This is a genomic window from Arcicella rigui, assembly GCF_034929435.1.
GTDB lineage: Bacteria > Bacteroidota > Bacteroidia > Cytophagales > Spirosomataceae > Arcicella > Arcicella rigui.
Map to the genome: position 1 here is coordinate 150,047 of NZ_JAYFUM010000001.1, position 14,617 is coordinate 164,663.

A 14,617-nucleotide genomic window follows, 5' to 3' on the forward strand; every position below is an offset into this window, starting at 1 on the left:
TAAAAAGTGTAAATTACAGACCCAACCTTAATAATTATTGCCAAAAGTGGTTTTAATTCTCCTATCTATAAATCGAAATATTCTTTTTTTAATAGGCTCGCACATTTCTGTAATTTATTATCTCTTTAAAGACTTAGTTCAAAAGCATACTCACACAACACGTCCTTCATATCTCTTTCATTTCTAAATGCTTTAATCACCTGTGAGTAATGAATTAATTATCAATTCGACTCCCAAAGGTGACCGCATTGCTTTGTTGCAAGACAAGCGTATTGTGGAATACCACTTAGAGGAGTCCGAACCACACTTTTCTGTCGGAGATATTTATCTCGGAACAGTCAAGAAGATGGTTACGGGATTGAACGCCGCTTTTATTGATATTGGTTATGAGAAAGATGCTTTCCTTCATTACCACGATTTAGGCCCCAATGTCAATTCCCTAAACAAATTTACGAAAGAGGTTATCGCTGAAAGATTACAGTCTGGACGATTAGATAACTTTAAGTTAGAACCTGAGATTGACAAACACGATAAAATTGATAAAGTATTAAGCAAAAATACGCCAATTTTAGTGCAGGTCGTGAAAGAACCCATTTCCACAAAAGGCCCTCGTTTGTCTTGTGATATTTCTATTGCAGGTCGTTATACGGTTTTAGTGCCTTTTTCAAATGGCGTAAACATCTCAAAAAAAATCACTGCAAAAGCAGAACGTCAGCGTTTACAGCGGTTGATGTCTTCGATTAAACCTGCCAATTTTGGCGTAATCGTAAGAACAGTAGCCGAAGGAAAAGAGGTAGAAGAATTGGACAAAGACCTCCGTGAATCTATCGCTAAATGGGATGCTGGTATGAAAGCACTGAAAAGTGCAAAACCTCGTGACAAAATAATTGGTGAAATGAGCCGTGCAACTTCGATGTTGCGTGATTTATTAAACGAAAATTTTGATAGCGTTGTAGTTGATACGCCCGAATTGTTTCAAGAAGCCCGCAATTATGTTTCAAATATTGCTCCTGAAAAGGAAAAAATTGTGAAACTACATCAAGGCAAAAACAAAGTTTTTGAACAATTGGGTATCGAAAAGCAACTGAAAATGTTGTTTGGTCGCTCAGTAAGTTTGCCGCAGGGTGGCTATCTTATCATTGAACATACTGAAGCTTTGCACGTAATAGATGTGAACTCTGGTAATAAATCAAACAATGAGGATGGTCAGGAAGCAACCGCTCTGAGCGTAAACCGTGAAGCCGCAAAAGAGATTGCTCGTCAGTTGAGGCTACGAGATATGGGCGGAATTATCGTTATCGACTTCATTGATATGAAGAAAGCTGAAAATAAAAAGCTTATTCAAGACATCATGAAGGAGGAAATGAAAACCGACCGCTCGAAATACACAATTTTACCTTTGACGAAGTTTGGCTTGATGCAAATTACTCGTCAGCGTGTTCGTCCAGAAATGAACGTTGTCACGGCGGAAAATTGTCCTACTTGTGGTGGAACAGGAAAAATTACAGCGAGTATTGCGATTTCAGATATTATCGAGCATCATCTTGAGCATATCCTTGAAAAGCAAAACGAGAAAAAACCAACGATTTTATTACATCCATTTTTACACGCTTATTTTACTAAAGGTTTCCCTTCTATTCGTATGAAGTGGTTCTTTAAATATAAAACATGGGTAAATTTGATTCAGGATACTTCTTTTGGAATTACAGATTTTAAATTTCTGAATGACCACAGCGAGCCAATCGAATTAAATGGATAAAAATAATTCTTGAAAAAACAGCCTGATTTCTTCTCGATTTCAGGCTGTTTTTTTTGCCTATATTTGTATAAATATTTTTTAAAAATGCCTAAACAAAACGTTAGAAATTACTGGTGGCTTAATGCCAATCCTCGTATTTGGTCAATTGACTCGTTCAAGCTTGAACAAGTACAGTCATATACTTCTCATAATGAATTTGACCATAAAAGACGTATTTATAAGTATTTCGAAGCTGTTAGAAAAGGGGATTTAGTCATTGGATATGAATCTACTCCAGTCAAGCAGATAAAGGCTATTTTTGAAATTACCGAAACTCTTCATTTTGACCCTCGACAAGGAGAAATCATTACTTTCAAAATGAAAGAGCGTGTTCCTGAGCCAATTGATTGGGTTGAGCTTAAATCACTGCAATTTTTTAAAGATTCAGAAGTATTAAAAAACAATCAAGGAAGTTTATTCAAAATTACGGAAGAGGAATTTGAGGCAATTCAAGCCATGATTGATGCCCAAAAAGAAGCGATGATTAGTGAAGATGTGCTGATTCCTTATGAAAGAAAAGATGCTTTAGTCGATTTATTTATGGACGAAGAGCAGTTTGAAGAAATACTTGAAACGCTGAAATACAAAAAAAATATCATTCTACAAGGCCCTCCGGGTGTAGGAAAAACCTTTGTTGCCAAGCGTTTGGCTTACACTTTGGTCGGAACGCAAGATGATTCCCGAATCAAAATGGTTCAGTTTCACCAATCATATACTTATGAAGACTTTATTCAAGGTTTAAGACCAGACGGCGACGGAGGTTTTAAGTTGAAAAATGGCGTATTTTATGAGTTTTGCCGACAAGCTCAACGCAATGCAGGTATCGACCATTTTTTTATTATTGATGAAATCAATCGTGGCAATTTGAGTAAAATTTTTGGTGAACTTTTACTTTTGATTGAAGCCGACAAACGTGGAAGAGCCAACGAAATGCCTTTAACTTATGGCGATAAAGACTCAGAACCGTTTTATGTACCTGATAATTTGTACATTATTGGTACGATGAACACCGCAGACCGCTCTTTGGCGATGATAGATTATGCTTTACGCCGCCGTTTTGCTTTTGTTACTTTAGAGCCACTTTTCAACCAAAAGTTTATTCATTACTTGTCGCAGAAAGGTATTGACAAATTGTTTGCTGAGAAAATCTGTAAAGTGATTTCACAATTGAATCAAGTAATTGCCAACGATAAAAACCTGCAAAAAGGCTTTCAGATTGGACATAGTTATTTTTCGACTTTCACCGAAGGCGACGATGTTCGGAAGTGGTATCGAAGAATTATAAACCTCGAAATTGCTCCACTTTTAGAAGAGTATTGGTTTGATAATGAAGATAAAGTGAGAAATGAGATTAAGAAGTTAATTGATTTTTAGCTTTCAGCTTTGAGTAATGAGCTATGAGCTTTTTGCTTTTTTTATCATTTTACTTATTTCAGATGTTGGAGTTAAGATTAATCGAGAATAAAACTGTTTTTATCCGAAATCCAAAATCCCAAATCCACAATAGCATTTACTCCACATTCCGCATTCAAAACTCATCACTCCAATGATTCCTATTGAAAACATTTACTATTTACTTTGCTACGCTTGGAATCGGCTGGAGGAAAGAGATTTGGTAAATATTTCGGCTATCGAAGTACCCGATTTGCCCAATTTATTGGCAAAGGTTTTATTGAAAGGAACAAAATTGTTGCTCAATAGAGGTTTAGAAAAACAATATATTACTGAGCAAAATCTCTATCAAGGCATTAAAGGAAGAGTAAATTTTAATGATTCTTATCGGAAAAATCTCTTTCAGCAAGGTTTAGCTATGTGTGAATTTGATGAACTTTCGGCGAATATTTTACCAAATCAAATCCTGAAAACTTCTTTACAGCACCTCATAAAATTACCGACACTTGATAAAAAGCTCAAAAAGGAAGTACAATCAGTCTTGTTTCGTTTTACGGAAATAGATTCAATCTTTATTCGAAATGATACTTTTACGCAAGTACGCATTCATAGAAACAATCAGTATTATCTTTTTTTGTTGAATGTTTGTGAATTGTTGCATCAAAATTTGATGATTCATGAAAAAACGGGTGAAGTAAAATTCAAAGATTTTCTGAGAGATGAACGCCAAATGGCAAGACTTTTTGAAGAATTTGTCCGTAATTTTTATAAAATAGAAGTACCCGAAGCAAAGGTTTTTCGGGAAGATGTACATTGGCAATTTGTGGGAGATTCGATGCAGTTTTTACCCAAAATGCAAACAGATATTTCGATTCTATTGCCCGAAAACAGAAAGATTATTATTGATGCCAAGTATTATACCGAAACACTTCAGCATTTTTACGATTCAGAAAAAATACATTCTCAGCATCTTTATCAATTGTTTGCGTACTTGAAAAACCAGCAATACCCACAAGCCGAAGGAATTTTGTTGTACCCTACTGTTCAGAAAAGTATAAGCCTTGTTTATACTTTTGAGCAACATCAAATTAGGGTTGAAACCTTAAATCTCAATCAGCCGTGGATGGGGATTAAACGTGATTTACTCTTGATATTAAACCAAAAAAGTGACGAGTTGTAAATTGTTTGGCTTTATTACGAGTTGAAAACTCGTGTTACAGAAATTGGAAACTCGTGCTACTGAAAATCAATTGTGAATATTTTCGTTTTAGCATTAAAAATAAATGACTTTTTATCCTCTTGAACAAACACGTTTACAATGTTTGTTTGGTCGTCGTACATATCAATAAATACATCATTTTTCAGTTTTAAACCAGCAACCGCTTCATTCAAAGGGATTTCCAGATAAATCCAAGTAGCGTCTCCTTCTTTTTCTTTTCCAACGTACTGCAACGCCTTTAGCTGATTTTTAGCATTTACGAGCATGAAATGCTTTTTCAGGTATTGTTCTACCAAAGCATCGTTGTTGTCGTTGTTTTCAATTACGATTTTCTTGTTCTGATTATCGTGCGACAGTACTTTTTCTAAATCATCAGTAAATACTCTTAGGCTTACTTCAAAACCTTTGCTTTTAGTATTATAACGCATTTCTGTGAGGCTGGTATGAAATGCGTGTAAAGCGGTATCATTACTTCTGAAAGCACTTGAAAGTAAGATGATACCTAAAAGTAAAAACCTGCCAAGACGAAGCGTCTGAGCAGGTTTTAAGATATTTTTATGGTTGTTTTTCATTATTTAGCGATAGGGAAAAATGTTTTAAATGCACCGTTTCCTAAAACAAAGACCATTAAAGCTAACAAGATGACAGTACCTACTTGTTGGGCTCTTTCTAATACTTTTTCTGACGGTGGACGACCCGTAATGATTTCATATAGTAAGAACAAAGCGTGTCCGCCATCAAGTGCAGGAATTGGCAAGAAATTCATAAATGCCAAAGCCATTGAAAGTAAACCTGTTAATGACCAGAAATTTAACCAATTCCATTGTGATCCATACAAATCTGCAATTTCAAATGGTCCACTCAAAGCTTTATCTGCACGAACATCGCCCGAGAAAATCTTTTTGAAGCCTTTTACATTTTTTACAATAACATCAAAAGCTTCTTCAACACCAACAAAGAAGGCTTCGCCAATGGTATATTCTTCGTGAGATATTTTTATGATAAGATTAGGAATGAAGCCTAATTTACCATCTTTTGTCAATTTAATTACTTTCGTGAAAACTTTTCCATTTCTTTCAATCTCTAAAGTAGCTTCCTTTCCAGAATATTTTTCTAAATTATCTTTAAATAATTGGAAAAATACGACAGGTTTTCCGTTCAAACTCACAATTTTGTCACCTTCTTTCAAACCTGCTTTATAGGCTGGAAATTCTGGTTCTGGTGTTTTGATTCCAAAAAAGCTTTTAATTTTAGTGAAGAATTGAGCAATGATTGAAGGCTTTGTTGGTTTTTGAATTTGGGCTATTGAAAAACGCTGTAATGGCTGAACAAACTGGTCTTTTTCATCAGAAAGCTTATTTAAAAACTTTGCAGGAATAAAGACGTCAATTTGTTTTCCGTTACGTTCTACAGTGTAATAAAGGTCGTTATCAAGAATGGCATCAGGAATATCCTTGAATTCTTTAAGGTCTTTGCCATTTACTTTCAGTACTTTATCGCCAGTTCTGAAACCAACTTCTTGTGCAAGCGTACCAGCATAAATACCATTTTTATTTAATTCATCTTTAGAAATGTAGTTATTTCCTAATTTGTAATTGATACCCCAAAAAATAGCGATACCCAAAAGTACATTCACGATAATACCCCCAAGCATTACAATTAAGCGTTGCCAAGCTGGTTTTCCACGGAATTCCCAAGGTTCAGGAACGGCAGAAAGTTTTGACGCATCTTGTGTTTCATCAATCATTCCGGCAATAGAAACATAACCTCCAAGCGGAAACCAACCTAAACCGTATTCAGTATCACCAATTTTCTTTTTGAATAGAGCAAAATTCCAAACAGTAGGTACTGGAAAAAGAAAATCAAAAAATAGGTAGAATTTATCTACACGCATTTTGAACCATTTTGCTGTAATATAATGCCCGAATTCGTGTAAACTTACTAAAATTGACAGTCCTAAAATCAACTGTGCAAGCTTTATTAAACCATCCATTTGTTAAGTGTTGTTTCGTAAAGTATTCAAAATGAATTGTTTACGATTGTTGTTTTAAGTTTTAAATGATAAGTAATTAAATTAGCGTTTGTGCTAATTTTCGAGTTTCTTGGTCTGTTTGAATATAATCATCAATACTCGGATTTTGTATAAATGTTACTTTATCCATGCAAGTTTCGATAAGGTCTGACATCTGTAAGAAACCAATTTTGTCTTGTAAAAATGCTTCAACAGCAATTTCATTGGCGGCATTCATGATACAAGGAATATTTCCGCCTTTGTCCATAGCTATAAAAGCTAAGTGCAAGTTACGAAATGTTTTTGTATCGGGTTGCTCAAATGTGAGAGATGGATACTTTAGAAACTCGAAACGAGGAAAATCTGATTTTAGTCTATTCGGAAAACCTAAAGCAAACTGAATAGGCAATTTCATGTCTGGCAAACCCATTTGTGCTTTGATAGACCCATCTTCAAACTGCACCAAAGAGTGAATAATAGACTGCGGATGTACAATTACTTCTATTTGTGAGGCTTTCAAACCAAACAACCATTTGGCTTCAATCACTTCCAAACCTTTGTTCATCAAACTGGCTGAATCAATCGTGATTTTTGCACCCATTACCCAGTTGGGGTGTTTCAGAGCCTGAGCTTTGGTAACGTTTAATAAATCTTCTCGTTTTTTTCCTCTGAATGGGCCACCAGAAGCCGTAAGAATGATTTTTTCGATAGGGTTATGAAACTCACCGACCAAACACTGAAAAATAGCAGAATGTTCTGAATCGACAGGATAAATATTTACGCCTTTTTCTTGAGCTAATTTTGTAATTAATTCGCCAGCTACAACCAAAGTTTCTTTATTAGCAAGTGCGATATGTTTGCCAGCTTCAATGGCTTTAATAGTTGGCAACAAACCCGCATAGCCTACCATTGAAGTAAGTACAATATCAATACTTTCCATTTGTACTACCGACTCCAAGGCTTTTGCTCCAGCATAGACTTTAATTCCTGCGGCGTCTAAAGCTGAATGTACTTTGTCATACAAATTGTCGTTGCCAATCACAACGCAATTGGGCTTGAATGCTAAACTTTGTTCAATCAGTAAATCGGCATTATTCTGTGCGGTTAATACTTCAACCTCGAAGATGTCTTCGTTGGCTTTTATTACTTCTAAGGCTTGCGTTCCGATAGAACCCGTTGAGCCTAAAATGGCAATTTTTCTTTTTTGCATAAATGATAAGTAGCTATGAGCAATTAGCTGTAAGCTATGAGTCTTATTATCAGACGATTCGTAAATTCAATTATTGATACAATCTAATTTTATTTCTTAATACTTACTCTTTAAATTATCAACGAGAAGTTTTAAGTTGGAGTAATTGTCTTGAATGAAATGATAAAATTACAGACTCCAACTTAGAATTTGGTTAATAAAGTGCATAAACAAAGAGGGTTTTAAAAGCAATGTAAACACTACTCCAAAACCTGCACCCCAAAGGTGAGCCGAGTGACCGATATTATCCAAATTTCTCTTCGACATATAATATGAATAAGCCGAGTACAAAATAGCATAAATAAAGCCCGGAAGACCAATAGCAAAATAAATATAAATTTTAGAAAGTGGGTCGAATAAAATAGCTGAAAACACTACCGCCGAAACACCTCCTGATGCCCCTAAAGCATTATAATATGAATTGTTTTTATTATCCATAAATCCCGGAATACCTCCTGCAAGAATTCCCCCCAAGTACAAAACTGCATAATAAATAATGCCTGTACTTTCGCCAAAAACCCGAGTGAAATAAAACTCAACTACGTCTCCGAAGAAATACAAACTCAGCATATTAAAAAGTAAATGTCCATAATCTGCATGAATAAAACCCGCAGTTAAAAAACGATAGTACTCTTTATGACGATAAACTGAATATGGATTCATAATCCATTTATTCATAATATGCGAATTGTTCCAAGCATAAAAGCTAAGAGCCACAGTTAAGACAATAAAAATGAGTGTTAATGACATAATATTATGAGTTATTAAAGATGAGTTTTGAGGTTAATTTTTTTGAAAGTCAAAAGGTTCATTCAAAGGGAAACATCTTTGGTTTTAAGGAGAACGTTTCATTTATTTTTTTAAATAAAACGACTCAGTGGTATTATTTTTCGTGAAAAACAAAGGCAGTCGAAACGTTTGGTTCGACTGCCGATTAATTTCATACAAAAATACATTAAACCTCTCTATCAATCAAAGTTTCTGCAAAGCTTCGTAAAACAGCTTTACGCTCTTCATCAACTTTCAAGATATTAAGAGCCTCAAAAGCTTTGTCGAAATAAGCATTTATTTTGTTTTCAGCTACTTGTCTGATTCCTAAAGTATCATAAATGGCAGTTACTGCTTTTACTTTTTCTGCACTATCAAACTCTTTCAACGAAAGCCATTTGTTGAGTTCAACAGCCGTTTCGCCCTCGGCTTTTTCCAATGCTTCAATCAGCATGAACGTTTTTTTGTTGGAGATAATATCGCCACCTACTTGTTTTCCGAATTTTTCTGGGTCGCCATAAACATCCAATAAATCATCTTTCAATTGAAAACCCAGCCCCACATTTAAACCGATTTCATAAAGTAAATGACAAGATTTATCACTTGCTCCACCAATAATTCCTCCTAATTCTAAAGCAAAACCAAGTAAAACAGAAGTTTTTAGTTTAATCATTTCCAGATACTCCTCTTCGCTAACGTTTTCACGATTTTCGAAATTCATATCTAATTGTTGTCCTTCACAAACTTCTGCTGCAGTACGATTAAATCTTTTTAAAGCTTTTTTGAATTTATCATCTTCAACAAACATCAATAATTCATAAGCCTGCACCAACATCACATCGCCAGAAAGAATAGCGATATTTTCATTCCATTTTTCATGTACAGTTACTTTTCCTCTTCTCAAAGGAGCTTTGTCCATGATGTCATCGTGCATCAAAGTAAAATTATGAAAAACTTCAACGGCAGAAGCAGGTTTAATGGCTTTTTGCCAATCGTCTGTAAATAAGGCGGTTGCCATTAGTGTCATTAAAGGTCTCAGTCTTTTTCCACCTAAAGACATTAAATAGCGAATAGGTTCATATAATTCTTCGGGACGTTCGCCGTAAGTTTGCTGTGAAAATTCTTCGTTGAGGGCTTGTACGAATTGTGTAAGTTTCATTTAATAATTGGTTGTTTCTCCTGTGATGAGTAACGCACTTCAAGTTGGAAATGTTATCAATTCTCAAAAATAGGAAGAAGAATTTAAACTCTCACTCGTTTCAGATTTAATTTTGGCTAACTTTGCAAAACCTCTATCCGAGGTTTTAAACTATATGCTCAACCATCAGCTCAAACTCCGTAAACCACTTGCCGTTTTCGATTTGGAAACGACAGGAGTCAATGTCGTAAAAGACCGTATTGTTGAAATCAGTATTGCCAAAGCAAATATTGATGGTACAGTAACGGTGAAGACTCGCCGTGTCAACCCCGAAATACCCATTCCCTTAGAATCATCTTTAGTACATGGTATCTATGACGAAGATGTAAAGAACGAACCTACTTTTAGGCAAATAGCCAAGTCGATGGCTCAGTTTTTAGAAGGTTGTGATTTAGCAGGATTTAATTCAAACCGTTTCGATGTCCCGATTTTAGTCGAAGAATTTTTGAGAAATGAAATTGATTTTGATGTAAAAAATCGCCGATTGATTGATGCACAACGCATATTTCATTTGATGGAGCCTCGTACTTTATCGGCTGCATACAAATTTTACTGTAAAAAAGAATTAATAGATGCCCATTCGGCAGAAGCAGATACTATTGCTACTTTAGAAGTACTAAATGCCCAAGTAAAGTATTACGAAGGCGTAAAAATTAAAGACAGCAATGGTGTAGAAATAGAACCTGTGAAAAACGATATGGATGCTTTGCATGAAATCACTTCGTCTAAATTGGTTGATTTTGCTCAAAGAATGGCTTTCAATAAAGATGGAATAGAAATTATTAATTTCGGAAAACACGCAGGAAAGCCAGTTATACAAGTATTAAAAGAAGAACCTTCTTATTATGATTGGATGATGAAGGGTGATTTTCCGATGGATACCAAAAGAAAGCTAACAGAAATAAAACTAAGGGCTTTTAACAGTAGGTAATCCAATTCCGAAAATCAATCTTAGAATAAAGCTATCTTTTGTCTTTAGATTTTATGCTTTTATCAGTTTTTCCTTAATTTTGCTGATAAGTTTTGCAAAATACCTTTTAAGAATCAGAATTAGAGTTTTTGAATTAGAAAACAAGTTTCGTTTAATATAAGTTCTCAAGCAGAAACGCAATACTCATGCAACAAATACCTGATGTTATCCGAGAAATACCTTTGAACTATTATGTTTGGTTCAGTACAGCATTATTTTGCATCGGAATTATTGGCGTTTTAACTCGCCGCAACGCTATCATTATCTTCATGTCGGTTGAATTGATGCTAAATGCTGTTAATTTATTGTTGGTAGCATTTTCGTCTTACAAAGCTGACCCTACTGGGCAAATTTTTGTATTTTTTATCATGGCAGTAGCTGCGGCAGAAGTAGCCGTGGGCTTGGCTATTATCGTGATGATTTATCGAAACATCCAGACAATTGATGTTGGTTTGTTGAATAAATTGAAATGGTAATCTTCCAATTTAAAACGTTATCATTTTCAAATTAGAAAACTTTCAAATTAGAATTATGTCTCTAATTACACTCATTCCTCTTTTTCCTTTAATCGGTTTCCTTATTAATGGAATCGGATTTCGTCATGTTCCAAAATCTTTGGCTGGACTAATTAGTTCAGGAGCTGCATTTGCTTCTTTTGCTTGTGCCTTGACACTCTACTTAGGTTTTGACGGTCAGCCGCAAATCGTTCATCTTTTCGACTGGATTACCGTTGGAACGTTGAATATTTCAATGTCATTTCAATTAGATCAACTTTCATTGTTGATGCTTTTGATTATTACTGGCGTTGGAACATTAATCCATATTTACTCAATTGGCTACATGAGCCACGATGAAGGTTTTGGTAAGTTTTTCGCTTTCCTCAACCTTTTCTTGTTTTTCATGCTTTTGTTAGTTTTGGGTTCTAACTATGTCGTAATGTTCATTGGTTGGGAAGGAGTAGGACTTTGTTCTTATCTACTTATTGGCTTCTGGAACAAAAATAGCAATTACGGAGATGCCGCTCGTAAAGCCTTTATCATGAACCGTATCGGTGACTTGGGCTTCTTGTTGGGTATTTTCTTAATTATCAGCAATTTTGGTTCTGTTGAATATGCAGAAGTATTTAGCAAAGTGGTAGATGGAGGATATTCTTCTGGAGATAAAACTTTGTTTTATATTACCTTGCTTTTATTTGTAGGAGCAATGGGTAAATCGGCTCAAATTCCATTATATACTTGGTTGCCAGATGCGATGGCTGGGCCAACACCTGTGTCTGCTTTGATTCACGCAGCAACAATGGTTACAGCAGGTATTTATATGATTATTCGCTCGAATATCATGTATTCATTAGCACCAGAAACACTTGATATTGTAGCTTGGGTAGGTTTAGCAACAGCTTTATTGGCTGCTTCGATTGGTCTTTTCCAAAATGATATTAAGAAAGTATTGGCTTACTCAACGGTTTCGCAGTTAGGCTATATGTTTATGGGACTTGGTGTAATGGCTTACTCTTCATCATTTTTCCATGTAATGACACACGCTTTCTTCAAAGCACTTTTATTCTTAGGAGCAGGTTCTGTAATTCATGCGATGTCTGATGAACAAGATATTCGTTCAATGGGTGGTCTTCGCAAGAAATTGCCAATCACTTTTATTACTTTCTTGATTGCAACGATTGCTATTTCTGGTATTCCTCCTTTTGCAGGTTTCTTCTCAAAAGATGAAATTTTAGCACACGTTTTCGAACACAATAAATTAATGTGGGCTTTTGGTGTATTTGGTTCGATAATGACATCTTTCTATATGTTCCGTTTGTTATTCCTTACTTTCTTTGGTGAATTTAGAGGAACAGAAGAGCAAGAACATCATTTGCACGAGTCACCAATTGCGATGACAGCCCCTTTGATGATTTTAGCAGTACTTTCAGCGATAGGTGGATTCTTTAATTTGCCACATATTTTTGGAGGTCACGCAAGTTTAGCAGAATTTATGGCTCCATTATTCGCTCAGTCAAATATTGAACATGTAGCGGTTGATGAATCTCTTGAAATTACTTTAATGATTGTGTCGGTAGTGGCAGCACTTCTTTCAGCAGGCGTAGCATACTTTGTTTATGTTGTGAAGAAAAATGTACCATTAGCAGACGGTCAGGAATCAGGCTTGCAAAAAGTTATTTACAATAAATATTATATCGACGAATTGTATAATACTCTTTTTGTAAAACCAATCTCAGCACTTTCAAACTTCTTTAGTGGAGTAATTGAATTTTTAGTAATAGATTTAATTGTTGAAGGCGTTGGAAAAACTGTGAAAAACCTGTCATCAGAAGCTCGCTTACTACAAAACGGTACAACAGGCTATTACATTTTTGCCATGGTTTTATCAATTGCCGTTATTTTAGTTTGGAGTTTGAAAAGTTTTTTATTGGGATAGATTAAAGACGATTAATTACATTGAAAGATTTGCTCATTACAAATCCGATTGAAACATAAAATATGCTAACACTTTCTCTCATTCTTCTTCCCATTATTGCAGGGCTAATTACATTAGCTGTAAAGGGAGAAACCGCTAAGACCGTTGCCGTTGTATCAGCTTTTGCTGAGTTGGCTTTAGGAGCGTACTTATATAGTTCATTTGTCCCTGATGCTACTTCACAATTTAGTGTAAGCTATGACTGGATTCATTCAGCAGGAATTAAGTTCTCTGTTGGCGTAGATGGTATCAGTTTGATATTGGTATTTCTTACTACTTTGATGGTTCCTTTTATTATTCTCTCAACTTTTGGGAATAATTATAAAAATGCCTCTACTTTATTTGCATTGATTTTATTTATGCAAGCAGCTTTAGTAGGCGTATTTACTGCCAAAGATGCTTTCCTTTTCTATTTCTTCTTTGAAGCCGCATTGATTCCAGTATATTTCATTGCAGCCATTTGGGGAGGAGAAAACAGAATTAAAGTAACCTTCAAATTTTTCGTTTATACTATTTTTGGTTCTTTGTTCATGCTTTTAGCATTGGTGTACTTGTACTTATTAACACCAGGCACACATACTGCTGATATTAGTGCTTTGTATCAAGCAGCAAGAGTATTGGATGTAGAAACACAAAGCTATTTGTTTGGAGCGTTCTTTATTGCTTTTGCTATCAAAATGCCACTTTTCCCTTTTCATACTTGGCAACCAGATACTTATGAGGAAGCTCCGACAGCGGGTACAATGTTATTATCAGGTATTATGTTGAAAATGGGGGTTTATGGCTTAATTCGCTTTGTTTTACCAATTGTTCCTTTAGGAGTAGATAAGTGGGGATTTGTAGCCATTATTCTTTCTGTAACTGGTATCGTGTATGGTTCAATTATCGCCATTCAGCAAAAAGACATGAAGCGTTTAATTGCTTATTCTTCTTTTGCACACGTAGGCTTAATGTCAGCAGGGATTTTCTCAAGAAATATTGATGGTATCCAAGGTGCATTAATTCAGATGTTAGCACACGGTATCAATGTAGTAGGTTTATTTTTTATTGTTGAAATTATTCAACAACGCACACAGTCGAGAGAATTGTCTCGTTTAGGCGGTATTACTCAATCTACGCCAAACCTAACGGTTTACTTTATAATTCTTATGTTAGGCTCTGTGGCTTTACCTCTGACAAATGGTTTTGTAGGCGAATTTCTTTTATTAAAAGGAGTTTATGAATATAATGTTTGGATAGGTGCAGTAGCAGGTTTAACCATTATTTTAGGAGCTGTTTATATGCTTAGAATGGTACAAAAATCTATGTTTGGTGTTACTTCAGGTATTACTGAAGGTTTTGCAGATTTAACATTCAATGAAAAAATCGTATTATTCCCATTATCATTCTTAGTGATTGCTTTGGGAGTAGCGCCGAATATATTTTTAAAAGTAACTGAACCAGCCGTTAGCCAATTATTATCAATCATCAAATAATTTGATTTTGGACAATTTGAAATATTGAAAAGAGAAAAGTCTTTTCAATAAAGCGTATCGAATAC

At 35.1% G+C, this 14,617-nt stretch carries 12 protein-coding genes; 7 read left to right on the forward strand and 5 right to left on the reverse strand.

From position 1 onward, the window contains the following. The first annotated feature begins 202 nt into the window (after nt 1-202). From VB248_RS00750 to VB248_RS00760, 3 genes are all read left to right on the forward strand, one after another. Nucleotides 203-1,759, forward strand: coding sequence for an Rne/Rng family ribonuclease (locus VB248_RS00750; protein ID WP_323294816.1), 1,557 nt, complete (start codon nt 203-205; stop codon nt 1,757-1,759). A gap of 84 nt (nt 1,760-1,843) precedes the next feature. Beyond that, on the forward strand, nt 1,844-3,172 hold the full coding sequence (locus VB248_RS00755; protein ID WP_323294817.1) for an AAA family ATPase: 1,329 nt from the start codon (nt 1,844-1,846) through the stop codon (nt 3,170-3,172). Between the two features lie 172 nt (nt 3,173-3,344). Next, nucleotides 3,345-4,370 carry a 5-methylcytosine restriction system specificity protein McrC gene (locus VB248_RS00760; protein WP_323294818.1) on the forward strand — a complete coding sequence of 342 codons (1,026 nt, stop codon included), beginning with the start codon at nt 3,345-3,347 and terminating at the stop codon, nt 4,368-4,370. 56 nt (nt 4,371-4,426) lie between these two features. On the opposite strand, the gene VB248_RS00765 is transcribed toward VB248_RS00760, so the two are convergent. The 5 genes from VB248_RS00765 to VB248_RS00785 form a co-directional block, all read right to left on the reverse strand. Then, nucleotides 4,427-4,981, reverse strand: coding sequence for a DUF6702 family protein (locus tag VB248_RS00765; RefSeq protein WP_323294819.1), 555 nt, complete (start codon nt 4,979-4,981; stop codon nt 4,427-4,429). Further along, the gene (gene rseP / locus VB248_RS00770; RefSeq protein WP_323294820.1) at nt 4,981-6,402 is read right to left on the reverse strand and encodes an RIP metalloprotease RseP; all 1,422 of its coding nucleotides are present in this window, start codon (nt 6,400-6,402) and stop codon (nt 4,981-4,983) included. Before rseP ends, VB248_RS00765 begins: the two co-directional genes overlap by 1 nt. A 76-nt stretch (nt 6,403-6,478) precedes the next feature. Further along, the gene (locus VB248_RS00775) at nt 6,479-7,630 is read right to left on the reverse strand and encodes a 1-deoxy-D-xylulose-5-phosphate reductoisomerase (protein WP_323294821.1); all 1,152 of its coding nucleotides are present in this window, start codon (nt 7,628-7,630) and stop codon (nt 6,479-6,481) included. A 168-nt stretch (nt 7,631-7,798) separates the two neighbouring features. Then, entirely contained in the window at nt 7,799-8,419 is a 621-nt protein-coding gene (locus tag VB248_RS00780; protein ID WP_323294822.1) for a rhomboid family intramembrane serine protease, read from the reverse strand. Between the two features lie 205 nt (nt 8,420-8,624). Next, a complete protein-coding gene (locus VB248_RS00785) occupies nt 8,625-9,596 on the reverse strand; it encodes a polyprenyl synthetase family protein (RefSeq protein ID WP_323294823.1) in 972 nt (323 codons plus the stop codon). Between the two features lie 154 nt (nt 9,597-9,750). Here VB248_RS00785 and VB248_RS00790 point away from each other — a divergent pair, with 154 nt between their 5' ends. The 4 genes from VB248_RS00790 (at nt 9,751) to VB248_RS00805 (ending at nt 14,552) form a co-directional block, all read left to right on the forward strand. After that, a complete protein-coding gene (locus tag VB248_RS00790) occupies nt 9,751-10,566 on the forward strand; it encodes an exonuclease domain-containing protein (protein WP_323294824.1) in 816 nt (271 codons plus the stop codon). Between the two features lie 185 nt (nt 10,567-10,751). After that, on the forward strand, nt 10,752-11,081 hold the full coding sequence (nuoK, locus tag VB248_RS00795; protein WP_323294825.1) for an NADH-quinone oxidoreductase subunit NuoK: 330 nt from the start codon (nt 10,752-10,754) through the stop codon (nt 11,079-11,081). 55 nt (nt 11,082-11,136) lie between these two features. Further along, nucleotides 11,137-13,038: an NADH-quinone oxidoreductase subunit L gene (gene nuoL / locus VB248_RS00800; RefSeq protein WP_323294826.1), complete on the forward strand. Its 1,902-nt coding sequence runs from the start codon at nt 11,137-11,139 to the stop codon at nt 13,036-13,038. A 62-nt stretch (nt 13,039-13,100) separates the two neighbouring features. Further along, nucleotides 13,101-14,552, forward strand: a complete 1,452-nt coding sequence (locus VB248_RS00805) for a complex I subunit 4 family protein (RefSeq protein WP_323294827.1) — start codon at nt 13,101-13,103, stop codon at nt 14,550-14,552. Nucleotides 14,553-14,617: the final 65 nt, after the last annotated feature.